Source organism: Streptomyces sp. P1-3 (assembly GCF_050613155.1).
In the GTDB taxonomy this organism is placed as follows: Bacteria; Actinomycetota; Actinomycetes; order Streptomycetales; family Streptomycetaceae; genus Streptomyces.
Genome location: NZ_CP192512.1, coordinates 6,896,901 through 6,922,137 on the forward strand (window position 1 = coordinate 6,896,901; position 25,237 = coordinate 6,922,137).

The 25,237-nt window shown below is 73.2% G+C and carries 21 protein-coding genes; 10 read left to right on the forward strand and 11 right to left on the reverse strand.

The annotated features are described in order from the left end of the window. Positions 1–84: 84 nt before the first annotated feature. Positions 85–423: a hypothetical protein gene (locus ACQUSR_RS29495; protein ID WP_431045710.1), complete on the reverse strand. Its 339-nt coding sequence runs from the start codon at positions 421–423 to the stop codon at positions 85–87. A gap of 212 nt (positions 424–635) precedes the next feature. Here ACQUSR_RS29495 and ACQUSR_RS29500 point away from each other — a divergent pair, with 212 nt between their 5' ends. Beyond that, positions 636–2,792, forward strand: a complete 2,157-nt coding sequence (locus tag ACQUSR_RS29500) for a PQQ-binding-like beta-propeller repeat protein (RefSeq protein WP_431045712.1) — start codon at positions 636–638, stop codon at positions 2,790–2,792. 100 nt (positions 2,793–2,892) lie between these two features. Then, complete coding sequence (locus ACQUSR_RS29505) at positions 2,893–3,564, forward strand: M15 family metallopeptidase (protein WP_431045714.1); 672 nt, start codon at positions 2,893–2,895, stop codon at positions 3,562–3,564. Positions 3,565–3,597: 33 nt separating this feature from the next. Here the strand turns inward: ACQUSR_RS29505 and ACQUSR_RS29510 are convergent, their stop codons facing one another. Next, positions 3,598–4,104: an EF-hand domain-containing protein gene (locus ACQUSR_RS29510; protein WP_431045716.1), complete on the reverse strand. Its 507-nt coding sequence runs from the start codon at positions 4,102–4,104 to the stop codon at positions 3,598–3,600. 161 nt (positions 4,105–4,265) lie between these two features. Here ACQUSR_RS29510 and ACQUSR_RS29515 point away from each other — a divergent pair, with 161 nt between their 5' ends. After that, on the forward strand, positions 4,266–4,628 hold the full coding sequence (locus ACQUSR_RS29515) for a chitin binding peritrophin-A domain-containing protein (protein ID WP_431045718.1): 363 nt from the start codon (positions 4,266–4,268) through the stop codon (positions 4,626–4,628). Positions 4,629–4,794: 166 nt separating this feature from the next. Here the strand turns inward: ACQUSR_RS29515 and ACQUSR_RS29520 are convergent, their stop codons facing one another. From ACQUSR_RS29520 to ACQUSR_RS29540, 5 genes are read right to left on the reverse strand one after another with little or no spacing between them, the layout of a single operon-like run. Next, positions 4,795–7,335 (reverse strand): acyl-CoA reductase, encoded by a 2,541-nt coding sequence (locus tag ACQUSR_RS29520; RefSeq protein ID WP_431045719.1) that lies wholly within the window; start codon positions 7,333–7,335, stop codon positions 4,795–4,797. Continuing rightward, on the reverse strand, positions 7,332–8,510 hold the full coding sequence (locus ACQUSR_RS29525; protein ID WP_431045721.1) for an acyl-protein synthase: 1,179 nt from the start codon (positions 8,508–8,510) through the stop codon (positions 7,332–7,334). The genes ACQUSR_RS29520 and ACQUSR_RS29525 overlap by 4 nt, the downstream gene beginning before the upstream one ends. Further along, positions 8,507–9,682, reverse strand: a complete 1,176-nt coding sequence (locus ACQUSR_RS29530) for a GNAT family N-acetyltransferase (protein ID WP_431045723.1) — start codon at positions 9,680–9,682, stop codon at positions 8,507–8,509. The genes ACQUSR_RS29525 and ACQUSR_RS29530 overlap by 4 nt, the downstream gene beginning before the upstream one ends. Then, entirely contained in the window at positions 9,679–11,094 is a 1,416-nt protein-coding gene (locus ACQUSR_RS29535) for an MFS transporter (RefSeq protein WP_431045725.1), read from the reverse strand. Before ACQUSR_RS29535 ends, ACQUSR_RS29530 begins: the two co-directional genes overlap by 4 nt. Then, a complete protein-coding gene (locus ACQUSR_RS29540; RefSeq protein WP_431045727.1) occupies positions 11,091–12,359 on the reverse strand; it encodes a phenylacetate--CoA ligase family protein in 1,269 nt (422 codons plus the stop codon). The genes ACQUSR_RS29535 and ACQUSR_RS29540 overlap by 4 nt, the downstream gene beginning before the upstream one ends. A 622-nt stretch (positions 12,360–12,981) precedes the next feature. On the opposite strand from ACQUSR_RS29540, the gene ACQUSR_RS29545 reads away from it, so the two are divergent. From ACQUSR_RS29545 to ACQUSR_RS29555, 3 genes are all read left to right on the forward strand, one after another. Continuing rightward, on the forward strand, positions 12,982–13,602 hold the full coding sequence (locus ACQUSR_RS29545) for a carbonic anhydrase (RefSeq protein WP_431045729.1): 621 nt from the start codon (positions 12,982–12,984) through the stop codon (positions 13,600–13,602). 35 nt (positions 13,603–13,637) lie between these two features. Next, a complete protein-coding gene (locus tag ACQUSR_RS29550; RefSeq protein ID WP_431045731.1) occupies positions 13,638–15,125 on the forward strand; it encodes a SulP family inorganic anion transporter in 1,488 nt (495 codons plus the stop codon). Between the two features lie 142 nt (positions 15,126–15,267). Further along, on the forward strand, positions 15,268–16,716 hold the full coding sequence (locus ACQUSR_RS29555; protein WP_431045733.1) for a translation initiation factor 2: 1,449 nt from the start codon (positions 15,268–15,270) through the stop codon (positions 16,714–16,716). A gap of 132 nt (positions 16,717–16,848) precedes the next feature. On the opposite strand, the gene ACQUSR_RS29560 is transcribed toward ACQUSR_RS29555, so the two are convergent. Further along, positions 16,849–17,952, reverse strand: a complete 1,104-nt coding sequence (locus ACQUSR_RS29560; protein WP_431045735.1) for a PP2C family protein-serine/threonine phosphatase — start codon at positions 17,950–17,952, stop codon at positions 16,849–16,851. 309 nt (positions 17,953–18,261) lie between these two features. Between ACQUSR_RS29560 and ACQUSR_RS29565 the strand changes: the two genes are divergently transcribed. Further along, positions 18,262–18,990 (forward strand): TetR-like C-terminal domain-containing protein, encoded by a 729-nt coding sequence (locus ACQUSR_RS29565; RefSeq protein WP_431045737.1) that lies wholly within the window; start codon positions 18,262–18,264, stop codon positions 18,988–18,990. Between the two features lie 58 nt (positions 18,991–19,048). Here ACQUSR_RS29565 and ACQUSR_RS29570 read toward each other — a convergent pair whose 3' ends face one another. Continuing rightward, positions 19,049–19,987 (reverse strand): NAD-dependent epimerase/dehydratase family protein, encoded by a 939-nt coding sequence (locus ACQUSR_RS29570; protein WP_431045739.1) that lies wholly within the window; start codon positions 19,985–19,987, stop codon positions 19,049–19,051. A gap of 132 nt (positions 19,988–20,119) precedes the next feature. On the opposite strand from ACQUSR_RS29570, the gene ACQUSR_RS29575 reads away from it, so the two are divergent. Beyond that, positions 20,120–21,367 carry an MFS transporter gene (locus ACQUSR_RS29575; RefSeq protein ID WP_431045741.1) on the forward strand — a complete coding sequence of 416 codons (1,248 nt, stop codon included), beginning with the start codon at positions 20,120–20,122 and terminating at the stop codon, positions 21,365–21,367. On the opposite strand, the gene ACQUSR_RS29580 is transcribed toward ACQUSR_RS29575, so the two are convergent. Then, positions 21,329–22,285 (reverse strand): GlxA family transcriptional regulator, encoded by a 957-nt coding sequence (locus tag ACQUSR_RS29580; protein WP_431045743.1) that lies wholly within the window; start codon positions 22,283–22,285, stop codon positions 21,329–21,331. The genes ACQUSR_RS29575 and ACQUSR_RS29580 overlap by 39 nt on opposite strands. Before the next feature lie 110 nt (positions 22,286–22,395). Here ACQUSR_RS29580 and ACQUSR_RS29585 point away from each other — a divergent pair, with 110 nt between their 5' ends. Further along, on the forward strand, positions 22,396–23,328 hold the full coding sequence (locus tag ACQUSR_RS29585; RefSeq protein WP_431047921.1) for an NADP-dependent oxidoreductase: 933 nt from the start codon (positions 22,396–22,398) through the stop codon (positions 23,326–23,328). Positions 23,329–23,372: 44 nt separating this feature from the next. Beyond that, positions 23,373–24,071, forward strand: coding sequence for an alpha/beta fold hydrolase (locus tag ACQUSR_RS29590; protein ID WP_431045745.1), 699 nt, complete (start codon positions 23,373–23,375; stop codon positions 24,069–24,071). Between the two features lie 6 nt (positions 24,072–24,077). On the opposite strand, the gene ACQUSR_RS29595 is transcribed toward ACQUSR_RS29590, so the two are convergent. Continuing rightward, positions 24,078–25,223 carry an MFS transporter gene (locus ACQUSR_RS29595; RefSeq protein WP_431045747.1) on the reverse strand — a complete coding sequence of 382 codons (1,146 nt, stop codon included), beginning with the start codon at positions 25,221–25,223 and terminating at the stop codon, positions 24,078–24,080. Between the last annotated feature and the right edge of the window lie 14 nt (positions 25,224–25,237).

Consider the following 25,237-nt stretch of genomic DNA (forward strand, 5'->3'; position numbering starts at 1 on the left):
AAATCCTGCCCGGTGGATCACGGGTGCGGCCGGGATCGGGAACGCCCGCGATCATGTGCGGTCGCCCAGCAACGGCTTGCGGGGTCAGCGGTGTCGTGCGAAGTACAGATCGCGCATCAGGGCGATCTCGGCCCCGTGGTGCAGCACTTCCTGGTTGACCCACCACACGATGTCGATGAGCGGCTCGTCAGCGTCGCTGCCGTGGGGATAGGTGCAGTACCCGACGGTGTCGAGCGCGGAGTCCTCGACGCTCAGCAGCGCCTTCTGTACCGGCTCCCAGAAGTACTCCTCGTCGGTCATGCGGCTGACCTCGGTCTCCGCCCCGTCGCCGCTGTCCATGGCGGGCCCTGCCATACGGTCGGCGAGGCGCTGGCACGCGAAGTCGAACCGCTCGAGCAAGGGGATGAGGCGAGGTGGTACCACTGGACGCTCCTATCGCGAGCAGGGTCCGGCCAGGTCGCCCCCTTGGAGGAGAGGTTGATCTGCCGCCCCGTCAGCCTGGCGCAGACCGACAGCTTATGGGTGGTTGCCGGTAGCCCGTTGCGGGTGTCGGCGGGACGGTTTCCGGACACTATGGAGACGACGGTGGGAGGGTGGCGGGCTCCCCTCGGGGCGCCGTGTGTGGGGGGACATCGATGGTCGAAGCGCTGGCGGCCGACGACCCGCGGTGGGTGGGGCCGTACCGGATCACGGGCCGGTTGGGCGCCGGGGGCATGGGCCGGGTGTATCTGGGCCGCTCCCCGGGCGGGCGCGCGGTGGCCGTCAAGGTCATCCGGCCCGAGCTGACCGGCGATCCCGGCTTCCGCGCCCGGTTCGCCCGGGAGGCCGCCGCGGCCCGGTCCGTGAGCGGCGCCTTCACCGCCGCCGTGGTCGGAGCCGACCCGGACAGCGTGCCGCCCTGGCTCGCGACCCTGCACGTGCCCGGTCTCTCGCTCGCCGAGGCGGTCGTCCGGCACGGGCCGTTGCCGGCTCGCTCGGTGTGGGCGCTGGGGGCCGGGCTGGCGGAGGCCCTTCAGGCCATCCACGCCGCGGGGCTGGTCCACCGGGACCTCAAGCCGTCGAACGTGCTGCTGGCCGCCGACGGCCCGCGGGTCATCGACTTCGGTATCGCGGCGGCCTTGGAGGCGGGCGCCACCCTCACCCGCAGCGGAGTCATCATCGGGACCCCCGGGTTCATGGCCCCCGAGCAGCTGACCGGCGGGCCGGTGGGCCCGGCTGCCGACGTGTTCTGCCTGGGCGCGGTCCTGGTCTTCGCCGCCTGCGGGCGCGGCCCCTTCGGGCAGGGATCCGGCGCGGCCCTCGGCTACCGCGTCGTCCACGAGCCGCCGGACGTGGCGGGTGTGCCCGAGGACGTCAGGGCCGTGGCGGTCCGCTGTCTGGCCAAGGCCCCGGACGCCCGCCCCACCGTTCCCGACATCCTGCGCGAGCTGGCCGAACGCGTCGTACCAGAGCCACCGTTGGGTGCCGAGGACGACGCGGGAACGGTCGTCCTCGCCCTCCGCGGCGCCCGTTGGCTGCCGGACCCGGTCGCCGACTCCGTCGACCGCGCCCACCCCCTCGGCGGCGCCGACGCCGCCCGTACCGAAGCCCCCGCGGACCCGGCCCCCGACCCCCGCGCCGACCGAGCGGCCACCGGCACCGGCCCGCGGCCGGAGCCCGCCGGACCGGGCACCGGGGCGGGCGGCCACGCCACGCGTCGGCGGGTGCTGGCCGGGCTCGCCGGGGTGGCCGCCGCGGCGGCCGCGGGCCTGGGCGCCCGACTCCTCGGCGGAGGGACGGGCGGGGACACCGGGGGCGCGCGGGCGAGCGCCTCCGGCGGGCGCGGGCGCCGGGCGGAACGGGAATCGTGGGCGGTGGCCACGGGCGGCCCGGTGACGGCGGCAGTGGTGGCCGCGGGCGGCGTGGTCTACGCGAGCAGCAAGGACGGCAGCCTGTACGCGCTGGACGCCGGCAGCGGCGAGCAGCGCTGGCAGTTCCCCACCGGCAACGGGGTCTATTCCTCCGCGGCCGTCACCGGCGGCGTCGTCTACGTCGGGAGCGCCGACTACGCGCTGTACGCGGTGAACGCGGCCACCGGCAGGGAGAAGTGGCACTTCGACACCGGCGGTGAGGTCAACTCCTCGCCGGTGGTCGCGGGCGGTGTCGTCTACGTCGGCAGCGACGACCGCCATCTGTACGCGGTCGACACCCGCACCGGCGAGCAGCGCTGGAAGTTCCCCACCGGCGGCTGGGTGCGCTCGTCGCCCGTGGTGGCGGGCGGTCTCGTCTACGTCGGCAGCCGGGACGGCAGTCTCTACGCGGTCGACGCCCGTACCGGCGAGGAGCGCTGGAGGTTCCCGACCGGCGCGGAGGTCAAGTCGTCGCCGGCGGTGTGGGGCCGCGTCGTCTGCGCCGGCAGCTACGACGGCAGCCTGTACGCCCTGGACGCCGGCAGCGGGAAGCGGCGCTGGCGGTTCCGCACGGACGGCGGGGTCGGCTCCTCCCCGGCCATCGCGGGCGGCGCGGCCCACGTGGGCAGCGACGACGGCCATCTGTACGCCGTCGACATCCGAAGCGGCCAACGGCGCTGGGCCTTCCGGATCGGCCACATCGTCTACTCCTCCCCGGCCGTCTCCGGTGGCGTGGCCTACGTCGGTGCCAAGAACGGCGAGCTCTACGCGGTCGACGCCGGCACCGGCGAGGAGCGCTGGCGCCACCTGACCAGCGCCGACATCAAGTCCTCCCCGGCCGTCGCAGACGGGCTGGTCTTCGTCGGCAACGACAGCGGCTTCGTGTACGCCCTGCGGACGTAGGCGCGGTGGTCCGCTCGCGAAGACGGTGCGGCCGGTCGGTCCGCGCCAGTGCTGTGAGGGGGAGGGGTCGCCGGGCCGCGCCGTGCGAGATGATCGCGTCATGGGTGAGATCGTCTTGATGTCCGATCCGAACGTCGCCGCCATACCCGTCGCGGAATGCGGTGAACGTCTCGTGGACGTCCGCCGCGGTGGCTCGTTGCTGGTGGACGCGCGCAAGCAGGACCCGGCGGACGCCTTCGCGTACCTGCGGGAAGGTGTGCTGAAGCGGCTGCTCGAGGCCCAGGCGATGCTTCCGCGGGGCCTGCGGCTGCTGTTCGTCGAGGGGTACCGGCCGCCCTCGCTCCAGCAGGAGTACTTCGAGGAGTACGCCGGCCGGCTCCGAGCCGACCACCCTGAATGGCCCGACGAGCGGATCCACTCGGCGGCGAGCCGGTACGTGTCCCCACCCGACATCGCGCCGCACAGTGCCGGCGCGGCCGTCGACCTCACCCTGGCCGACGTGGAGGGAGGCGAGTTGGACCTGGGCACGCGGATGAACGCGGACCCGGAGGAGAGCGACGGCGCCTGCTACACCCACGCCGTCAACATCAGTGAGGAGGCTCGCGCCAACCGGAAGCTGCTCGGCACTGTGCTCACCGCCGCCGGTTTGGTGAACTACCCCACGGAATGGTGGCACTGGTCCTTCGGCGACCGCTATTGGGCTCTGATCACGGGGGAGGACGCGGCCCTCTACGGTCCGGCGAGGGGGCACAGGGTGGAGGCCCCCCGGTGACGGGCGACCTCCACTGGCCCTGCTTGTGTCCGGTCAGCTCGTGTAGAAGCGCTTGACCGCCTTCAGGAACTCCGCGGCGCTCAGCCGTTCGTCGCCGTCGCTGTCGAGCTTCGCGAAGTAGGACGACGCCTCGGTGGGCGGCATGCACAGGAAGTCGGCCGCGCGGAGGAACTCCTCCTGGCTGATGGTGCCGTCGTCGTCGCTGTCGAGGACGGCGAAGAGGGTCTGGCAGACCTCGCCCTTGCCCGGGCGGTCGGGGGAACGGAACTCGGGCGAGGTGCGGGCGGTCACGTACTCGTCGGAGGTGAGCTTCCCGTCGCCGTTGGCGTCGCCCAGGGACAGGAAGAAGGCCCATTGGGTCTCATTGGCCCGGATCAGAGCCTGGGCCTTGGGGGCGTCCTCCGGGATGTCGAGGGCGGTGAGGAGCCTGCGGGGGGCGCGCAGGAAGTCGGTGAGGTCGACGGCTCCCTCGCCGTCGGCGTCCATGCGCTGGAACTCCTTGACGATCGCGGCACGTGCGCTTTCGCTGATAGTGGTCATGCCACCGCAGCGTGCCAGCCGCGCCTCCCAGGCGGTGGCCACCCGGGGCCGGGCTCCCCCTCACGAGTGAACGGAGAAGGGCCCCCTCGGCAGGGGCATGAGAGGGGGTTGACCCGATTCGACCAAGTAACGCCCAAAGGGGTCGTCTCGTTGGACGCGTCGTGATCAGAAACATTCTTGCGACAGCCGCACTCGTCGGCGGTGCCCTGTTCGCCGCTCCCGCCGCCCAAGCCCAGCCGCCCGTCCACAACGGGGTGGCCGACCAGGGCGCCGCCGCTCTGGGCGCCACCTCGGAACTGCTGCGTGGCGTCGCGGTCGTGCCCACCGGCGCGAAGACGCACTGGTACGACTGCAGCGGTCATCCGAACGGGGACTACCTCCACCCGACGGACGAGACCAAGTTCATCACGTGCGCCAATGGGCGGCATGCCTACGAGCGGGACTGCGGCGTCCGGCACGCGGGGCAGCGCGCCGGGGACATGGAACGGGGCTTCTGCCTCGACCGGTGGGCCAAAGCGGCATGAGTGCGGAACTCCGTCACGCGTGAGCGCGCCCGCACGGCGGCGGGCACGCTCACGGACAGGTGGACAGGCGCACAGGCGGGGTTGACCGCGGAGGTCGTCGGCGGGCGCGTCGTGCCGTGTGGGCTGGCCCCCCGCACTGCCGTCAGCGCGCTGTCCTGACGGCGGTTCAGACAGCGGCCGCGGCCGTGGCCGGCTCGTGCCGCGTGTCGACCACCGTCCGCAGCTTGCCGGTGGCGGGTGTCCGCTCCAGGGCGGCGCTGTCCACTTCCCTCACCTCCAGCTCCAGCAGCCCCTCGGTGACGGCCGCCCGCAGCTCGGGGTAGCCCGCGAGGAACACCTCGCGCGCCCGCGCGGCGCGCGGCTCGCCGGCCGCCCGCTCCAGGCGGACCGTGAGCCGCTCGCGCCGCCCGTCGTGGGCGAGCACGACCTGTGTCTCGCCCCGGTGGCCCAGCTCCTCCTCGGCGAGGGTGACGAACCGCCGGTAGTTGAGGAAGTACGTCGCCACCCGCACCACGTCCCCGAGCCGCCCCAGCAGCTCGAAGCGCGGGGCGCGGCTGCCGCAGGGACACGGGCCCGGCACGGCCCGGCCGAGGTCGCCGATGACGTACCGGCCCAGGTCCTGGCCCCGTCGCGCACGGGTGGTGAAGACCAGCCGGCCGGTCTCCCCGTCGGCCACCGGGCGGTCCTCGTCGGCGTCGAGGATCTCCAGGGTGTGCAGGTCGGCGTGGAGGTGGTGCACGCCGCCGGTGCTCTCGGTGCACTGGTAGCCCAGCGGGCCCAGGTCCGTGCTGCCGTAGGTGAGCGAGTGGACCGTCTCGATGCCGAACTCCTCGGCGAGCACCCGCCGCTGCTCGGCGGTGAAGTGCTCGCCGCCGTAGAAGATCCGGCGGAGGCCGCCGTACGCGCGCAGCAGGTCGGCCTGGTCGTGCAGCAGCTGCCACAGGTACGAGGGCATGCCGAACAGCGTGTCGACCTCGTACGCCACCAGCGCTTGCGCCGTCGCCCGGTGGTCGGGGCCGGCGGCGAGGGGGATCTGCACGCCACCCAGCCGCTCCAGGATGGAGAAGAAGCTGATGAACCCGCCGTACATTCCGCCGCAGTAGAAGAGGTTGGCGGTCCGGTCGCGGCGCGGGTCGTATCCGGCCGCCAGCAGGCCCCGGGCGGCGGCGTGCATCTGCGCGTCGTAGTCCTCGTAGGTGAACAGCGACAGCGCGGGCGTGCCGGTGCTGCCGCCGCTGCGGAAGTACAGCTCGGCGTCGGCCCGGGAGACCGTCCCGTTCAGCTCCCGCACCGCGGCCTTGTCGCGCAGCGGGCCGCCCGGCGCGGGCGTTTGCACCGGCCGTACCAGGTCGTCGAGGCAGGCCACGGTGGCGAACCGCTCGTCGGCCCGCACCGCGACGCGGCGGCTGTAGCGCTGGAGCGCGTACACGCCGTCGTGCGGTTCGCCGGAGTAGCCCGACGGCATTCCGCCCAGTGGCGTGACCCGGGTCGCGCCGGCGGTCAGCAACAGGTGGGCCAGCTCGGCGACGTCGGCGCGGCCGCCCGCGACGCCGGCCGTCTGGAGGTAGCGGCGCATCGGCCGCAGCACGCTCAGCGCGCGCTTGCGCGGCAGCGGCTTGACCCAGACGCTCCGGTACAGCGGGGAGGCCGTGAGCGCCGGCCGGGTGTCGGCGATCACGCGCCACGAGCCGTCGGCCGCGGCGTGCACGCGGGTGAGCCCGAGGTGCTCCTCCAGCCGGGCGATCAGCTCGGTGGTGGTGACCTCCGCCTCCTCCGCGCGGCCGGGCGCGTCGGCGGCGGCCGGGGCGGGCACCGCGGCCAGCGCGCCGGCGAAGCGCTCCGCGAACGCGAAGACCTCCTCCTCGTCCTCGGTGTCGAGGTAGACCACCTGTGGGCTGGAGCAGGCCTGCTGCTCGTACGCGCAGACGTCGGCGGCCAGCGCCGCGAGCGCCCGGCCGTCGTGCCAGGCCTCGCGCGCCAGATACGCGAAGGAGATCTTGTGGCCCCACTCCACCAGGCGGCAGCCGGGCGGTACGTGCGCGGCGACACCTTCGACGGCCGCCTCCCCGCCCCACACCGCGACCGCGTCCGCGGGCGCGCACATCATGCGCAGCCACTCCCGACGCGACGAGGGGAAGCGCAGGACGATCACGCGCTCGGCGACGGCTCCCGTGGGGTCCAGCGCGGCCAGTTCGGCCAGCACGGCCTGCGCGAGCAGGGTGTCGCCGGAGCTGGTCTTGAGCACGTTGACGTTGCCGGCGAGCAGGCCCTCGACGACGCTGAGCGGGGCCACGGTCGCGGCGTTGCCGGGCGCGATGTGGGCGACCAGGCCCACCGGCGCCCACGCCTCGTAAACGGTCTCCTTCGCATCGGGCCGCATCAGCCGCTGCGGCGCCGTGCCGCCCAGCTCGCGGCGGAGCTTGGCGGTCAGCTCGGCGCGGGTGAGGGCCAGGCCCAGCTCGGCGAGCACGCCCTCGTCCTCGCCGGCGGGCAACTGGGTGGCCAGGCGCACGCGCGTCGGATGGGCGGGGTCGCGCAGGGCGGTGGCCAGCGCGTCGCACGCGGACAGCACGGCCGCGGTGTCGAGCGGAGCGGCCAGGGCGGCCTCCACGGTGGCGGCCAGGCCGGCCAGGCGGCGGCCCGCCTCCTCGTCGCCGACGAACGAGCCCTGCCAGTAATGCTGGTTCTCTGGAGTGGGGGTGGTCACGACAGTCCCTTCATCAGTTCGGCGGCGGCCACCGCACAGCTCTTGTTGCGGCTCACCCCGGCCCGGCCCAGGACGGTGAACCAGGGCGTCCCCAGGTCGCAGGGGCACTCCCGGCCCGGCTGAAGCGTCGCCAGGTCCCCCATGACGACGCTCTGCGCCGGTACGGAGGTGATGTACGGGGAGACCAGGTGCAGGAATCCGGGCTCGCCGTGGGGCAGCGGCTCCAGCGTGCGCGTCGAGCGGACGAACACCCGCGACCAAACGGGGGCGTGCAGCCGGTGGTGGTCGCACTCGATGTACGGAACGCAGTGCTCGACCGAGCCGAAGGTGTCGCGGATCCGCTCCGGCGCCACGCCCAGCTGCTCGGTGACCCGGGCGTACAGCTCCTCCTTGCCGATCCGCCGGTCGGCGTGGCCCTTCCAGCCGCCGCCGAGGACGACCAGGGAGCCCTCCGGCAGGGTCAGCGGCGGCAGCTCCATGGCCCGCATCCGCTCCAGCGTGAACCACAGGAAGGCGGGGAAGCCGAGGATGCGCACCGGTACGTCGTCCTCGGCGAACCGCCGCAGCGCCGCCACCGAGCCGAACGGGTCGAACTCGTGGCCGCTGCCGGTGTGCCGCAGCGCGTACTCCACCCGCCGGGCGGGCGCGAAGTCGCACAGGTAGTTGTCGGTGAAGGAGGTGCCCAGCTTCAGGCCGGGGGCGGGCTCGTAGCTGTAGAGCAGGTAGTTGACCTCCTGCTCCGGGGTGATCCAGCCGTTGCGTTCGAAGATGCGGGCGACCATGCGCTGGGCGGAGCGGATGGTCCAGTGGTCGAAGAACATCTGCGACTTCTGGCCGGTGGTGCCCGAGGAGGTCAGGTGCAGCTCCACCTCGTCCCGGGGGATCGAGAGCACCTCGTGCCGTTTGAAGAAGTTGGCGTGCACCGGGGGTGCGCCGTACGGCTCGGCTGCATCCCGGTCGGCTCGCTCGGACAGCGAGCGGAAGAACGGGGAGCGGTCCGCGTGCCAGGCGTTGACCTCCGCCATGGCCGCGGCGAACAGCTCTTCTTGCAGGGGGCCGCAGGCGTACGGATCGGTGAGATCGCACAGTTCCTGCACCCGCGGCAGCAAGGCGGGGTCGGGGACCTCCACGGGGGCGAGATGAGGGTTGAGGACCGGGGATTCGGTCGTGGTCATGAGGCAACCTCGAAAGGGGGCAGGTAGGTCGACGCCCAGGTCGACAGGTAAGCGTCCAGGTAGGGCTGGAGGGGCCCGTCGGCGACCACGCCGCGGAAGTCGATCTGCTCGGCGGTCCGCGACATCACCACGTAGTCGTGGAAGCCGTCGCCGCCGGGCTCGGGGCGCATCGCCGGGTAGAGCGCGCCGGGAATGAAGCCCTGCGCGAGGAACGCGGACAGCAGGTCGTGCCGCGCCAGCGGCAGCAGTGCCTCGACGTAGCCGGCGCCCGCCCGGGTCAGGGCGCGGGTGACGGGCTCCAGCCAGGCGGCCGCCGCCTCCGGGCCGGGGTGGGCGGCGACCAGGGAGCAGTAGCGCCCGGCCCGGTTGAGGTACGCGTACACCTCGCAGCCGTCGTCGTCGGGGACGAGCAGGGTGTTGGGCGTGTGCAGTGGGTAGAACCAGCGCTCGGTGCCGGGGAACCGGTCGCGGAAGCGGCGGCGGACGAAGCCGGGCGCCTCGATCATCTCCAGCATGTCCAGCCGGGCGGCCGGAGCGGCGGGAGCCGCCGGAGCCGCCGGGTGGCCCGGCACGGGGCGCGGCGCGGTCGTGCGCGTGGGCCCGTAGTCGACGCCGACGCTGTCCTCGGCCGCGCGGAGCAGGGGGGCCAGCGGGGCCGGCACCTCGGCGACGGGGATGCGGCGGTCCAGCACCCCCGCGGCGTGACGCGCGTAGAGGGCGAGGCTTTCACGGGTGCTGAGGTCCACGGCGTTGGCCAGCAGGCCCAGCGGCCTGAAGCCGTTGCGGGAGACGACGCGCTGCGGACCGGCGCCGACGGTACGGACGGTGGCGTACACCGAGTCCAGGCGCCCGGCCTCCAGCGTGCGTCGGCACAACTCGCCGGTGAGGACTGAGGCCAGCCCGCCGGATCGGTAATCGGGGTGCACGGCCACGCCCTCCAGCCGGCCGACCCGGCCGCCCGGTTCGCCGTGGACGGCGGCCGACGCGGTGACGGCGCCGGTGTCCGGGCAGCGGGCGACCAGCCAGAGTGTGTCCGGGTCGCCGATGAGCCGGGCCATCTCGGCGGGGTCCGTGCCCAGGGCGCCGGGGTAGTGCGGCCCGTAGACGGCGTAGTAGAGCTGGCGCAGCTCGGCGATGTCGGTCGGCGACGCCCGGTCGATCACGGCGGTCATCGCTCTCCTCCGGTGGCCGCCAACTCAGGGGACCGGTCGGACGGATGGGGCTTCCGGCCCTCGTGGGCCTGCGGGTCCTCGTCGGCCTGCGGGTTATCACCGGTCCGCCGGTCCGCACCGGTCTGCCGGCCCTCGCTGGCCCGCCCGCGGTCCCGGTCGCCGGTGCCCGGCGTGCGCAGCAGCGCCAGCGCGATCGCGGCGGGCACCAGTCCAGCGGCCTGGACCAGGCACAGCGTCCGCGCCGGGAGGTGATCGCCGAGCAGGCCGAACAGCAGTGACGCCACGGGGAAGGACGCCCCGAGCACGGCCTGCATGACGGCGAAGAACCCCGGCTTGTCCGCGGGCGGGACGAGCCGCTGGAACAGCGCCACGAAGCGCACCCCGATGACGCCCACGCACCAGCCGGCCACCACCAGACAGCTCGCCAGGACCAACCGCCCAGCCAGCAGCCCCGCCAAGGCGAACGCCGCGGCCATGACGCCCAGCAGACAGGCCCCCAGGCGCGTGGGCCGGCCCGGGACCCGGGCGCCGGTGACCGAGCCGAGCAGCGTGCCCGTGCCCAGCGCCGCCTCCAGCAGCGCCACGGTCGAACCGCCGTCGCCGAGTTCGGACGTGGTGTAGAGCGGGATGACCACGAAGACGGCGGTGGTGAACAGGTTGGCCGCGGTGAAGCAGACCAGGATCCTCCGGATGGCCGGCAGCCCCGCCAGCGTCTCGCGCAGCCCGCGCGGCTTCCCGTCCGTGGCCGCAGGGCCGTCAGCGCCCTCCGCGCCGCCGTGCGACGCCGGCTCGGCGGCCGTGCGGAAACGGACCGTCGTGACGAGGAGCGCGGCGGCCAGGTAGGCGGCGGCACAGCCGGCGGCCAGCCCGGGCACCCCGGCCGCGTCCACGACCAGCGCGCCCAGCAGCGCACCGCCCAGACTCGCCAGCGACTGGGTGGACAGCTCGAAGCCGGTGGCGGCCTCGATGTCCTCGTCGTGGACGAGCTCGGGCACGGAGGTGGTCAGGCACGGGTCGAAGAACGCCTGGCACGAGGCCAGCACCAGCGTCGCCGCGTACGCGGCCACCACCGGCGCCGTGCCGCCGTGACCCCACAGGGCCAGGACGGCGACGGCGGCACCGGCCGTCGCCGCGGCCGCGCGCAGCACAGACCGGTGCGCGCAACGGGCCACGACGCGGGCGACCACGGGCGCCAGCGCCACGGCCGGCAGCGTGCTGACGGCCATGAACAGGCCCGACGCCAGTCCCCGCCCGGCGCCGACGGCGTAGGCCACCAGCCACCACGACACGCCGACCTGGAACATGCGGACCGCGGCCTGGGTCAGCACCTGGCCCAGCCAGACCGCGCCGAAAGCGCGGTTGCGCAGGACGAGCGGCAGCCTGCGCCCCGCCCTCCCGGTGGTGGCGGTCACGCGGTCGGCCTCTCGTCGACCACCCGGACGAGCTTGCCCGAGCGGGAGTTGACCACGAGGTCGGTGTGGCGCGCCCACTCCACGGCGAGCGGGTGGACGTGCCCGGCGGCAGCGCTCTCCGGGTACAGCGGCCGGGCCCGGTTGAGCCCGTCCACGACCGTGCGGCCCAGGGACTCCAGTCCGGCGTCGTCGCCGCCGGGCGCCGTGGCGAGGCGCAGCACGAGCCCGTCGCGGCCCTCCCGGCGCCGCACCACGAGCTGGGTGCCCACGACGCGGCCGTCGCGGTCCGCCTCGGCGACGGCGGCCAGCGCGTCCTGCGCGTACAGCGACACCGGCCCCACGCGCACGCCCTCCTCGGCCCGGCCCAGGATGCGGAAGCAGCCGGCCTCGGGGTCCGTCCACTCGGCGCGGTCACCGGCGGGGTAGCGCAGGACGGGCATCAGGCGGCGGTAGAGCTGGGTCACGATGACGCGCCCTGCCCGGCCCGCCTCGCGGATGGGCTCCCCGGTCGTCTCGTCGAGGATCTCCACGACGGTGTGCGGGGTGAACGCGCGGTGCACGCGCGGGTCCGGCCCGGGGACCGGACGGCCGAGCAGTCCGGCGTCGACGCTCGCGTACCCCAGCGAGCGCGGTTCTGCCTGGGGGAACGCGGCGGCCAGCAGCGGCCGCTGGTCGGGGAAGAGCGCCTCGCCGCCGAAGAACAGCAGCTCCACCGAGGGCAGCTGACGGCCCGTGGCCACCAGGTGCGCGGCGAGCCGGCACAGCGTGGTCGGGGTGCCCGCCACCACCTGTGCCCGGAAGTCCTCCAGCGCGGGGACGGTGGACTCCGGGGGAGCGGCCCCGCCGATGGGGAGGCGGACGTTGCCGACGGGGGCGTGGGCCAGGGCGTCCAGGACGAAGAGGAAGCTGGCGTACAGGTCCCCCGCGTAGAACAGGTCCGCGACCCGGTGGCCCGGGCGCAGCCCCGCGTCCACCAGGCCCTGACCGAAGGCGGTGGTGAACTCCCGCCACTCCTCGCGGGTGTAGCAGGAGAACTTCGGCGCGCCGGTGGTTCCGCCGGTCTTGTAGACGACGGCCTCGCTCAGCGGGCCGGTCAGGACGCGGTTGCCCTGAAGGGTGTTGGCCGCCCAGAAGGCTTCCTGGTCCACCACGGGCAGTGCGGTGAGGTCGTCCACGTCCGGCGGGAGCGCCGCGTAGAGATCCGAGTAGAAGGGAGAGTTAAGGCGGGTGTGACGTATGAGGTCCGACAACGGATGAACGGACATTCGGCCTTTGCCTAGGGGGATACGAACGGTAACGGTGAGGGTCTGCCGGCACGGCGAAGCCGTGACGAGGGCGCCTGAAGGACAAGGAGGCGCGTCTTCGCCACGCATCGGTGCTCGGGGTGTTCCGCGGGGGGCGTGCGCACGGCCCTCCCGGCGTCGTGCCGTCGTCGCGTCCGACGGTGGGTCACGAGGGAACACCATAGAAGATACCGCAGAATCGAACCTCTACTGACCACATGTCAGGTAAATCCGTCCATAAACCTTTGATTCTTCAACTGTCGCCCGCGTTGGAGCCGTCGCGCCGGGCTGTGGGCGCCGGTGCCGGCGCGTAGAGCCGCGGGAATTGCCGCACACTGCGACAAGGCGTGTCATGGATCGAACATTTGGTCAGTGTCCAACTGTGTAGGGGTTTTGGCGGTATTTTAATCTGCCATGAAGCGGTAATGCGCTGGTAAAGTGATCGTTGTGGCCGTCACGCAGAATGTGCCGCAGAGGCGTGGTGTGACGCCCGGTACCCCGATGTCGCGGTGCCAGGCATACCGCTGCCGCGCCCGGAACTCTTGACCGACCCGACCACACCGCGCCCCGGCCGATGCCGCGGAGGCGCAGGAGGCAGGCCATCATGAAGTCACTGATCGACAACGCCCGTTCCTTCTCGGCCACGCACGTGGCCGACCCCCGGCACGCCGAGGCCTTCAGAGCCCTCGAAGCCGGGCAGTCCCCCGAGGTCCTCTTCATCACCTGCTCCGACTCGCGCGTCGTACCCGCGCTGATCACCGGGGCGCGCCCGGGGGAGCTCTTCGAGCTGCGCACCGCCGGCAACATCGTCCCGGCGTACCCCGGCGGCGACCGCCCCACCGGAGAGGCGGCCACCATCGAGTACGCCGTCCGCGTCCTCGGCGTCCGCGACATCATCGTCTGCGGCCACTCCCACTGCGGCGCGGTGGGCGCGGTGGTCCGCGACGACGACCTCTCCACCGTTCCCGCGGTGCGCGGTTGGCTCGAGCACGCCGTTCCGCCGCACGCGTCCGTCCGCTCGGCGGAGGCGGACTCCTCCGATGTGGCGCAGGCCGTACAGGCCCACGCCGTCGCCCAGTTGGAGGCGCTGCGCGGCTACCCCTGCGTCAGGGAGCGGATCGCCGAGGGCACGCTCTCCCTGCACGCCTGGTACTACGAGGTGCACACGGGTGCGGTGTCGGCGCACCGGCCCGACGAGGGTGCCCTGTCCTTCGGAGCGCTGTGAACCGGCCTGACACAAAGACCGAGGGACTCTCACCCATGTTCTCCGCTTTCTCCGCTCTCAGGAATCCGGCTGTCCTCCGCCAGGACGTGCTCGCCTCGCTCGTCGTCTTCCTCGTGGCGCTGCCGCTGTGCGTCGGCGTGGCCGTCGCGTCCGGCGTGCCCGCCGAACTCGGCCTGATCACCGGCATCGTCGGCGGCCTGGTCGTGGGCTTCATGCCCGGCAGTGCCATGCAGGTCAGCGGACCCGCCGCGGGCCTGACCGTGCTCGTATACGAGGCCGTCCGGGAGTTCGGCCTGGGGATGCTCGGGGCCATCGTGCTGGCCACCGGAGCGCTCCAGATCCTCCTCGGCCTGCTGCGGTTCGGCCGCTGGTTCCGGGCGATCTCCGTCGCGGTCGTGCAGGGCATGCTGGCCGGCATCGGACTCGTCCTCGTCTTCGGCCAGTTGTACACGATGGCCGAGGCCAAGCAGCCGCGCTCGGGGCTGGACAAGATCGTCGGCATCCCGGAGCTGGCCGCCGACATCGCCACCACCCGTACGGCGCTGACCGCCTTCGCGGTCGGCCTCGGCACCATCGTCGTGCTCGTGGCGTGGAAGAGGCTGCCCGCCAAGGTGCGGCTGGTTCCCGCGCCGCTGGCCGCGGTGGCCTTGGCGACGGCCGTCACGGCCGTCGGCGGGCTGGACGTCGCCCACGTGAAGGTGCAGGGGCTGTTCGACGCCATTCAGCCGCCCGCCATGAACGACCTCACGTCGCTGGGTGGCGTCGCGATTCTGGGTACCGTCCTCGCCTTCACCCTCATCGCGTCGGCGGAATCGCTCTTCAGCGCGGCCGCGGTCGACCGCATGCACGACGGCCCGCGCACGCACTACGACAAGGAGCTGGTCGCCCAGGGCGTGGGCAACACGGTCTGCGGCGCCCTCGGGGCCCTGCCGATGACCGCGGTCATCGTCCGCAGCTCCGCCAACGTCCAGGCGGGTGCGAGGACCGAGCTCTCCCGCATCCTGCACGGGCTGTGGATCCTGCTGTTCACCGTGCTGCTGCCGGCGGCGATCGGGATCATCCCGCTCGCGGCGCTGGCGGGCGTCCTGGTGCACGCCGGGTGCAAGCTGATCCCCGCCAAGGAGATCGTCCCGCTGTGGCGGGAGCACCGCGGTGAGGCCGTCATCCTCGCCATCACGGCCGTCGCCATCGTGACGACCAGCATGTTCGAGGGCGTGGTGCTGGGCCTGGTCCTGGCGGTGGTGAAATCGGCGTGGGAGACCTCGCACGTCCACGTCGACACCCGCGAACTCACCGGCGGCAGAACGGTGGTGACGCTCACCGGCAACGCCACCTTCCTCCGGCTGCCGCGCATCCTCGACGCGCTGGAGGCCCTGCCCAAGGACCGGCCCATCGAGCTCGACCTGTCGTCCGTCCGGCACCTGGACCACGCGTGCCGCGCGGCCCTGGAGAACTGGGCGGCCCGTCACAACGACGCCGGCACCGAACCGGTGCGGATGAGCCTGGAGCACGTCGGCTCCTAGGCGGTCCGGCTGACGCCGCATCACCGGGGGTCGGCTGTCGCGGTCGTGACAGCCGGCCCCTGCCCGTTCCCCCGTACGATGAACAGGACGAGGGGAATGGCCGGGACGACGAGCGGGACGCGGCCGAGAAGGAGGCCGTGGCATGACCGCGCTGCTCGACGGCCTTGCCGTCAACCCGGCCGCCCCGGCCGACCTGCTGCTGCGGCTGCTGGAACCGGAGCACGAGAGCGCCTGGTCCGCGCTGGCCTCCCGGCGCGCCTCCTTCCCCGAGGAGGTGACCGCCGCGATCGTCACGCACCCGCACCCCCGGGTCCGCGGTGCCCTGGCCCGCAACCCGTTCGTGGACCCCGAGGTGCGCGGGCTGGTCGTGGACGATCCCGAGTGGCTCGTCCGGGCACGCCTCGCCGGCCGCCCGGACCGGACGCGGCCCGTCCGCCCGCTCCCCGACTGGGTGATCGACCGGATGCTCACGACGTACGAAAGCGATTGCTTGCAGGAGCTGTTCTTCTCCTGTCAGATCCCCTTCCGCGTCCAGCGGTCGTTCGGCGGCCACCCCATGGCCTCGATCCGGCAGATGGCCACCAACATGTGGACCCTCATGTCCGGGGACGAACGGACGGCTCTGCTGAACGACCCGCACCCGCGGGTCCGGGCGAGCGCGGAGCACATGCTGGAGACCGACGACGCGGAGGCGATGGAGCGCAGGCTGGGGCCGCTGCCGGTGCCGCGCAATCACGGGACCGGGCTGATCCTGGTGAACTACCGCCTCTCCCGGACCGTCGTCGACTGGCTGCTGCGCGACCCCCACCCCGACAACCCCTGGGTCCTCGCCCACAACCACAGCACTCCGCCGGACGTCGTCGCCCGGCTCGTCGAGCACCCCGATCCGGAGGTCAGACTGGAGCTGGCCCGTCGCGGCGACCTCGTCCCCGCGCTCGTGAAGACCCTCGCGCGCGACCTCGACCCGCGGGTGCGCACCGCGATCTCCCTGCGGCCCGAACTGACCGAGGACGAGCGGGCGGCGATCGACTACACGGTGGACGCCGACGACGACTTCGGGCCGATCGACCACCACGCGTGCGCGGCCCCCGACCCGGACGCCTCCGCCGCGTACGCCCGCTCACGCCACCCTCTGCTGCGCCGCCGGGCCGCCCGGGACCCCGCGTTGCCCGCCGCGCTCGTCGCCCTGCTCGCGCGCGACGACGACCTGGGCGTACGGATGCTGCTTGCCCACAACCACCCGGCGCCGCCGCCGGAGCTGCTGCTGCGCGGCTACCTGGAGCACCGGGGCGCGGCCCGCGACCTGCTCACCGAGCACCCGCGCTTCCCCGTCGCCGGACTGGGCGCACGCTTCGCGGACGCCGACGCACCCGACGAACGGCGCCTGGCCGTCCTCGACCCCGGACTCGCGCCCGGCACCGCCGACCGCCTCACCCGCGACCCGGATCCGGCGGTCCGCGCGGGGGCGGCCCGCCATCCCCGACTGCCGGGCGGGCGGCTGCTCGCCCTCCTCGACGACGAGGAACTGGCGCAGCACGCGGCCGCCAACCCGGCGCTGCCCGTGACCGTGATGCGCGGACTGCTCACCTGACGGGCCCCGCGCCTCACTCCGGCGGGTCCGCCGGGGCGCCCTCGGGCACCCACCAGAGTGATGTTCACCCGTTCGGACCTCTGAGGCGTCTCCGGCGCCGTGCCGGAGGGCCGTACCGGGCCCGTTCCCAGGTCAGCCGCTGCCTCGGGTCACCGCGAGCAGCGCCATGTCATCGGTGATGCGGCCGCCGGTGTGGCGGCTCACCTCGGTGAGAAGGGTGTCGAGCAGCGCGTCCGGGCCGGGAAAGTCGCGCCCGGCAAGCCCGGCCGCGGGGTCGTAGAAGTCCCCGGCGCGGTTCCGGGCCTCGTTCAGGCCATCGGTGTACAGCAGGAGAGTGGCCCCTGTGGGGAAGGGCACCGTTTCGGTCCGGTCCTGGCCGGCGGCCAGCTCCGCCAGCCCCAGGGGGAGGGCCGGCTCGGACGGTTCCGCGCAGCGCACCCGGCCGGCGTGCAGCAGCAGAGGCGCCGGGTGGCCCCGGTTGACCAGCCGCAGTTCACCGCCGCGGTGCGGGATCTCGACGAGAACGCCGGTGACGAACCCCTCGGCCCGCTCGGGTCCCGTCCGCCGCTCCTTCTCCCGTACCAGCGCCCGCTCCAGCCTGGCCGCGATCCTGACGAGCGTGGGTTCCTCCTCGGCGGCCTCCCGGAACACCCCCATGGCCACGTCCACCACCTTGACCGCGCCCATGCCCTTGCCCCGGACATCGCCGACCAGGCAGCGTACGCCGTACGGGGTGTCCTGCACGCTGTACAGGTCACCGCCGATCTGAGCGTCCTTCACTGCTGCCTGGTAGCGCACGGCGATCCGCAGGGGCCCGATCGTGGCCGGCAGCCGCGGCAGCACGGCGCGCTGCACGGCGAGGGCGATTCTGCGTGCGGACTGCAGCCGCACGTTGCTGTAGTACATGAGCCGGTTGACGACGATGGCGAAGGCCGAGACGGTCACGACCGCCGCCAGCTCGCTCTGCCCACCCGGTTTCCCTATGAAGCCGAAGTGGGTGAGCAGCGCGACGTCGGCGGCACAGGCACCGATGCCCGCCAGGATCGTCGCGCGCAGCGACAGCAGTGCGGCGGCTGTCATCGGCGCGGCTGTGTAGAAGGCCTCTCCACTCACGTGCCCGGAAGTGTTGTAGTCGAAGAGGACACCTCCGACGAGCAGAGCGACGGGCAGCAGCTGAAGGTGGCGCAGAAACCAGCGTCCGACGGTGGTGCGCCGCGCCGCGCCCGGTGCCCTCACGTACCCGCTCCCGCTCTGTTGCGCTGTACCACACGCTCAAGCATCCTCGGGCCGGATTACGGCTGCCAGTCGTGGCACGGCCGTATGGGTACGTGCCTGGGTACGTACCGCGACGCCGCATGCGCCGGCATCGGGGCCCGCCCGGGGGAACGGCATGGGCTCGCCCGGTGCCCGGAGGCGCGGGAGACACCGTGCGGCCCGCGGCGCGGCCGAGCCGCCCGGCGCCGGCCCCTGGGATCACCGCACGTCCGCGGGTGCTCGGGCGACCGCGCTGATCGCCGTCGCGGTCGGCAGGGGTACGGTTTCGCCATGGATGTATCCGGAGCGAACGCCGCCGATGAGAACACCGGGCAGCCGGAGGTCATCAAGGCCACCGCGCGCCAACTGCTGGTGAAACTGGGCGCCGGAGGGCTGTCCCTGGATGCCGTGGCCGCCGGCGGCGGTCTGGCAGTCGTCGACGTGGAAGCCGTCTTCCCGCATCGGGACGACCTGCTGACCGCGCTGGTCATCGACGCCTACAACGAGTCCGGCGCCGCGATGGAGCAGGCCGATCAGGCCGCCGGGCGCGCCGACGCGTCGGCGGGCGCGCGGCTCCTCGCGGTCACTCGCGCACTGCGGCAGTGGTCCTTCGACAACCCCGCCGAGTTCACGCTGATCTACGGCTCGCCCGTTCCGGACTACCACGCCCCGCAGGAGACGGTTCCGCCCGCCTCGCGCACCCCCGCGGTGCTGGCCGGCATTGTCCGTTCGGCGCTGGAGGCCGGTGAACTCACCCCGCCCCGGCGGGCGGTGCCCGGGCCGCCGCTGCTCCTGCCGGAGGCCGTGGAGCTCTTCGGCGGCGTGCCCGAGGCCCCGTTCTCGGACGTCATCGAGCGCGGCATCGTGCTGTGGAGCAGCCTGATCGGGCTCCTGGTGTTCCAGGTCTTCAGCCGTACCCACGACAGTGTCCGGGACGAGTCCGCGTTCTTCGACTACGCCGTCGCGGTGGCGGCCGAAGGCATCGGACTGGTGGTTCCCTTGGGTGAGAACACCGACTAGACGGTCCGCCGCGTGCGCGTCACCCGCGGGGAATCCAGGCCGAGGACACCACGAACCCTCACCGGGCCCGCAGCCGCTCACGCCACCAGTCCACCGTCGCCTTGACCTGCTCGTCGACGGGGGTGGCCCGTACCGCGAACGCGGCTTGGTAAGCGCTTGAGTCAACGACGAACGGGCGGTCGAACTGGTAGCGGATCTCTTTCAGTTCGCGGATCAGCGGGGAGAAGACCGACACGACACCCAGCACGGCCGGCGACAGCCCGCGCACCGCGACCGGCCCCGTCTCCGACTGGGCGGCGAGGCGGTCGACCATCTCCCGGGTGGACAGCGCGGGCTCCGTCGGGACGTGCCAGGCCCGTCCCCAGGCCCGCTCCTCGCCCGCGACCTCGACCAGGGCCCTGGCCACATCGGGGAGATAGCTCCAGCTGTGCGGGGCGTCCGGGTCCCCGAGCGCGGAGACCGGCTTGCCGCGCAGCACGCGTGGCACGACCCGCGCGGCCAGGTGCCCGCCGCCGGTCACGCCGGGCCCGAAGAAGTCCGAGGCCCGCACCTCGACCGCCCTGATACGGCCCTGCTCATGCAGTTTCCGCGCCTGCTCCCAGGCGGCGGCGCGCACCCGCCCCTTGGGGCCGGTCGCCGCGAGCGGCAGCTCCTCGGTCATGGGACCGTCCACCGGACCGTAGCCGTAGAGGTTGCCCAGCATGACCAGGACGGCCCCGGTCGCCTCGGCCGCCGCGCAGGCTGCTGAGGCCAGCGGCGGCCATGCGCGCGCCCAGCGATGGTAGGGCGGTGCGGCACAGCCGTAGATCGCGGCCGCGCCCCGCGCGACCTCGATCAGTCGCTCGCTGTCCGTCGCGTCCAACGCGACGTGCTCGATGCCGGGCTCCGGGCTTCGGCCCGACCTGGTGACGACCCGTACCGAATGACCCTGTTCGGCGAGCAGCCGAGCAGTGGCCGCCCCGGCGGGCCCGAATCCCACAACGACATGAAGGCTCACGTGCGCACACTAGCGCGAGTGCGTGTTCAGTCCGCGGTCGGTGCGCCCGCCGACAGGCCGCACGAAGTGGCCCACTAAAAGCGGCCCTCATTGTCCTGTCTGGGCGAGCCACTGTCTGGATACCGTCCAGCCATGTCCACGCTGCTGCCGCCTGCCGGTCCCCAACGCACGCTCGCCCTCGCCCAGTTGAGCAACTCCGTGGGTGACGGCGCGTACTACGTCACCTCGGCTCTCTATTTCACTCACGTCGTCGGTCTCGCACCCGCCAGGATCGGCCTCGGCCTCACCCTGGCCTGGGCCGTCGGCTCGGTCGTCGGGGTGCCGCTCGGCCGGATCGCGGACCGGCGCGGACCACGCGGCACCGCGGTGCTGCTCGCCCTCGCGACCGCCGCCGCGGTCGCGTCCTTCCTGGTCGTACGGGACTTCGTGCCGTTCCTCGCGGCCGCCTGCCTCTACGCCACCGCGCAGTCGGGCCTCGCCGCCGCCCGGCAGGCGCTGCTCGCGGGCCTGGTCGCCAAGGAGGAGCGCACCCGTGCGCTCGCCCACCTCCAGTCGACGCTCAACGCGGGCCTCGCGGTGGGGGCGGCACTGGGCGGGCTCGCGCTCTCCGCCGCGACCAGGTCGGCCTATCTCGCGGTCTTCGCGATCGATGCCCTGAGCTTCCTGATCTGCGCGCTTCTGCTGTCGCGGCTGCCTGCGGTCGCCCCCGTTCCCCTGGCCCGGGGTGCGAAACTCGAAGTCCTGCGGGATCGGCCGTACGTCGCCGTGACGCTCCTCAACACCGTGCTGCTGCTGCGCATGCCGCTGCTCAGCCTCGGCCTGCCCCTGTGGATCACCGAGCGCACCGACGCCCCCGAGTGGCTGGTCTCCGCGCTCTTCATGCTCAACACCGGTGCCGTGATGCTCTTCCAGGTCCGTGCCGCTCGCTCGGTCACCGGACTGGCCACGGCAGCCCGTGCCATCCGTCGATCCGGCGCACTCATGCTGCTGACCTGCGGGGTCTTCGCGCTCTCGGCCGGACGTTCGCCCTGGGGCGCGGTCGCCGTCCTGGCCGGCGGCTCGGTGCTGCTGGTGGCCGCCGAGATGCTCCAGTCGGCCGGGTCCTGGCAACTCGGCTTCGATCTGGCGCCGGTGGGGCGCGTCGGCGAGTACCAGGGCTTCTTCGGCACGGGCACCACGGTCGCCCGCACGCTCGGACCGCTGATGCTCACCGGGCTGCTCCTGGGGATGGGCGCGATGGGCTGGCTGCTGCTCGGCGGACTGTTCCTGGCGGCGTCGTACGCGTTGGGGCCCGTGACGCGGTGGGCGGCGGGAACGCGGGGCGCCGAAGGCGACGGGGCCTCATCTGTTGCGGAATGCGCGGCGGTAGGCGACAGGTGAGATGCCGAGCGTGGTGGCGAGGTGCTGGCGGAGTGAGGCGGCGGTACCGAAGCCCGCATGGGTGGCGATGTGGTCGACCGGCAGGTCGGTGGTCTCCAGGAGCCGTCGGGCGTGATCGACCCGCTGTCGGGTGAGCCACTGGCCGGGCGGCATGCCGACCTCGTCGCGGAACCGCCGGCAGAACGTTCGGACGCTCATGCGGGCATGCGCCGCCAACTCGGCGAGGGTGAGCGGCCGGTGGAGGTGTTCCAGGGCCCAGTCGCGGGTGGCGGCCGTGGTGGTGGCCGAGGGCTCCGGCACGGGGCGGTCGACGTACTGGGCCTGGCCGCCTTCGCGCCATGGGGGCACCACGCAGAGCCGGGCCACCCGGTTGGCGACCTCGCTGCCGTGGTCGCGGCGTACCAGGTGCAGGCAGAGGTCGACGCCGGCGGCGACCCCCGCCGCCGTGAGGACCTGGCCGTTGTCGACGAACAGCACGTTGGCGTCCACCTGGACCCGCGGAAAGGCCTGCTGGAAGTGGTGAGCCTCGTTCCAGTGCGTGGTGGCGGGGCGGCCGTCGAGCAGGCCCGCGGCGGCGAGGACGTAGGAGGCGGTGCAGATCGAGACGATGCGGGCGCCGGCGGGCAGGAGGGCCAGAGCCCGGGCCACCTCGTCGGGCAGCCAGTCCCGTTGCTCGTCGGGGCCGCAGGTGAACGGGGGGATGACGAGGGTGTCCGCTGTGCGCAGCGCCTCGCTCCCATGGGCCACGGTGATGGCGAAGTCGGCGCTGGTGGTGACCGGGCCGCCGTCCAGGCCGCAGGTGGCGACCTCGTACAGCGGCTCCCCATCGCGCCCGGCGGCGGTGCCGAAGATCCTTACCGGGATGCTGAGTTCGAAGGGGTAGACGCCTTCGAGGGCCAGGACGACGACACGGTGCATGGCAAGATCCTTTCAGATGATGGCAATCATGCCACTCGCTCCCGGTGCCGGAAGGCGAGAACCTTGATCCAAGCGGGCCGGAGCGGCCCGAACGGACAAGGGGGATGACGATGCGTGCGATCGGCCAGGACGGCTTCGGCGGGCCCGAGGTACTGAAGGTGATCGAGGTGGAGCGCCCGGAGCCGGGTCCGGCCGAGGTGCTGGTGCGGGTGCACGCCGCCGGGGTCAACCCGACCGACTCCTGGCACCGGGCCTCCGGCGGGCTGGCCGGCGCCGTGGTCCGGCTCGGCTGGGACGTCTCCGGCGTCGTCGAGGCGGTCGGCCCGGGGGTGACCACGCTGGCTCCCGGCGACGAGGTGTTCGGCCTGCCGCGCCACCCGCTCCCCGCGGGCACCTACGCCGAGTACGTGACCTCCCCGGCCCGGCACCTGGTCCGCAAGCCCGCCGGGCTGACCCACGTACAGGCCGCCGCGCTGCCGCTGGCCGCGCTCACCGCCTGGCAGGCCCTGGTCGACGTCGCCGAAGTGCGCTCCGGCCAGAGGGTGCTGATCCACGCCGCGGCGGGCGGCGTCGGCCACCTCGCCGTGCAGATCGCGAAGGCCCGCGGCGCCCACGTGATCGGCACCGCCCGCTCGGCCAAGCACGACTTCCTGCGCGGCCTCGGCGCCGACGAACTGGTCGACTACACCGAGGCCGACTTCGAGACGGCCGTCGAACCGGTCGACGTCGTCATCGACGCGATCGGCGGCGCGTACGGGCCGCGCTCCCTGCGGACCCTGCGCCGGGGCGGTGTCCTGGTCTCACTCGCCTCCCCGGCCGAGGCGTACCTGGCCGACGAGGCCCGCCCCCTCGGACTGCGCGCCGCCTTCATGATCGTCGAAGCCGACCAGGCGGGCATGCGGGAGATCGCCGCCCTCACCGAGGCGGGCCTGCTCCGGCCCGAGATCGACACGGTGCTCCCCCTCGACCAAGCAGCCAAGGCCCACGAACTGGGCGACAGCCGCCGCACCACCGGCAAGATCGTCCTCTCCCTCACCGACTGACCGCCCGACTGACCACCTGATTGACCGGAAGAGACATTCCCGCGATGACCACCTTCGTCCTCATACCCGGTGCCTGGCACGGCGCCTGGACCTACGAACCGCTGGCCCGGCAGCTGCGCGCGCACGGCCACCAGGCCTACCCCCTGACCCTCACCGGAGTGGGGGACCGCCGGCACCTGCTCACCGCCACGGTCAACCTCGACACCCACATCGCCGACGTGGTCAACCTTCTGACGGACGAGCAGATCACCGATGCCGTACTGGTCGGACACAGCTACGGCGGCATGGTGATCACCGGCGCCGCCGACCGCGTCCCGGAGCGCGTGGCCGGACTGGTCTACGTCGACGCCATGGTCCCCGAGGACGGTGACTCGTGCTGGTCCCTCGTCACCGACCAAGAGCGCGCCTGGTACCTCGAGGGCGTGGGCGAGACCGGCTACACCAGCGCGCCGCTGCCGTTCTTCGACCCCCGGGCCACACCGCACCCGCTGGCCTCCCTGCTCCAGTCCGTCCGCTTGGCGGGCGGGCTCGACCGCTACCGCAGCAGGGACTACGTCTACGCCACCGGCTGGGACGGGCAGTCCCCCTTCACCGCGCTCCACGAACGACTGCGCGACGACCCCGCCTGGCGCACGCACGCCGTGGCGTCTGGCCACAACGTGATGCGGGACGCCCCCGACGAGCTGCTGAGGATCCTGCTGGCGGCCGCCGCGGTCGACCGGATCCGCTCCGGTCAGGCGTAGCGGCTGTCAGTCACGCGTCAGTCCCGGTTCGGGCAGCGTGCGGAACAGCAACCAGCTCAGAGCGGGCATCAGGATCAGCGGGGCCAGCGCCGTGCGCAGGGACGTCGCGTCGGCGAGGCTCCCGATGAGGGGGCTGGCCAGGCCGCCGACGCTGACGGTGAGGCCGAGGGTGATCCCGCTGGCGGTACCGATCCGGGAGGGCAGGTAGTCCTGGCCGAGGGTGACCTGTAGCGAGAACGGCACGTACAGGCCGGCGGAAGCCAGCGCCGCGAACAGGTAGAGCCCCGGGCCGGGGGCGGTCACGATCCCCGCGACCGCGACGGCCGTGGCCAGGTACGACCAGCGGGACACGGTCACCCGGTCCCAGCGGTCGGCCAGCCTGCCGCCCAGCACGGAGCCCACCGCGCCGCCGAGATAGAGCACGAAGAGCGCCGCGGTCCCCGCCGCCGTGCTGCCTCCCATGCGCTGCGTGGCGTAGAGCGAGATGAAGGTGCTCAGGCCGATGAAGACGACGGACCGGCAGATCACCGCCAGCGAGAGCTTCACGAATGAGACGTGGTCGTCACGTCCCGCCGGCACCGCGGCGTCGGCACGGACGCCACCGGAGCCGTCCAACGCCCGCAGCACGGGCAGGAGGAGCACGCTGCCGACGAGGGCCGGCAGCACGAGGAGCGGCGTCAGCCGAAGGCCGCCGGTGGCGACGATGGCGGAGACCATAAGGGGTGCCAGCGCGAAACCGAGGTTGCCCCCGAGGGCGAACCAGCCCATGCTGCTGTGGCTGCCGCGGCTGGCGAGCCGTGCGACGCGGGCGGACTCGGGGTGGTAGGCGGCCACCCCCAGCCCCGAGACCGCCACGAAGGCCAGCGTCAGCGCATAGGACCCGCTCACACCGCTCAGGGCGATGCCCACCCCGCCGAGCAGTGTGCTCACCGGCAGCAGCCAGGGCATCGGCCACCGGTCGGTCAGCACCCCGAACACGGGTTGGGCCACCGAGGACAGCACGGACGCGGCGAGGACGATGCCGGACACCGCGGCGTAGCCGTAGGCGCGCTCGGCGGCGAAGAACGGGACGAGCGCCGCCACCGCGCCCTGGTAGACGTCCACGCAGGCATGACCGACGGACAGCAGGATGATCGACTTGTTCCTTGGCACGCCTCCATCGTCGG

Coding starts and splice junctions, on each gene's coding strand:
- ACQUSR_RS29580 (WP_431045743.1), bottom strand. CDS start 22,285: ATGCACCGTGTCGTCGTCCTGGCCCTCGAAGGCGTCTACCCCTTCGAA.
- ACQUSR_RS29530 (WP_431045723.1), bottom strand. CDS start 9,682: ATGACCGCCGTGATCGACCGGGCGTCGCCGACCGACATCGCCGAGCTG.
- ACQUSR_RS29500 (WP_431045712.1), top strand. CDS start 636: ATGGTCGAAGCGCTGGCGGCCGACGACCCGCGGTGGGTGGGGCCGTAC.
- ACQUSR_RS29565 (WP_431045737.1), top strand. CDS start 18,262: ATGGATGTATCCGGAGCGAACGCCGCCGATGAGAACACCGGGCAGCCG.
- ACQUSR_RS29540 (WP_431045727.1), bottom strand. CDS start 12,359: ATGTCCGTTCATCCGTTGTCGGACCTCATACGTCACACCCGCCTTAAC.
- ACQUSR_RS29505 (WP_431045714.1), top strand. CDS start 2,893: ATGGGTGAGATCGTCTTGATGTCCGATCCGAACGTCGCCGCCATACCC.
- ACQUSR_RS29590 (WP_431045745.1), top strand. CDS start 23,373: ATGACCACCTTCGTCCTCATACCCGGTGCCTGGCACGGCGCCTGGACC.
- ACQUSR_RS29585 (WP_431047921.1), top strand. CDS start 22,396: ATGCGTGCGATCGGCCAGGACGGCTTCGGCGGGCCCGAGGTACTGAAG.
- ACQUSR_RS29525 (WP_431045721.1), bottom strand. CDS start 8,510: ATGACCACGACCGAATCCCCGGTCCTCAACCCTCATCTCGCCCCCGTG.
- ACQUSR_RS29545 (WP_431045729.1), top strand. CDS start 12,982: ATGAAGTCACTGATCGACAACGCCCGTTCCTTCTCGGCCACGCACGTG.
- ACQUSR_RS29510 (WP_431045716.1), bottom strand. CDS start 4,104: ATGACCACTATCAGCGAAAGCGCACGTGCCGCGATCGTCAAGGAGTTC.
- ACQUSR_RS29575 (WP_431045741.1), top strand. CDS start 20,120: ATGTCCACGCTGCTGCCGCCTGCCGGTCCCCAACGCACGCTCGCCCTC.
- ACQUSR_RS29550 (WP_431045731.1), top strand. CDS start 13,638: ATGTTCTCCGCTTTCTCCGCTCTCAGGAATCCGGCTGTCCTCCGCCAG.
- ACQUSR_RS29555 (WP_431045733.1), top strand. CDS start 15,268: ATGACCGCGCTGCTCGACGGCCTTGCCGTCAACCCGGCCGCCCCGGCC.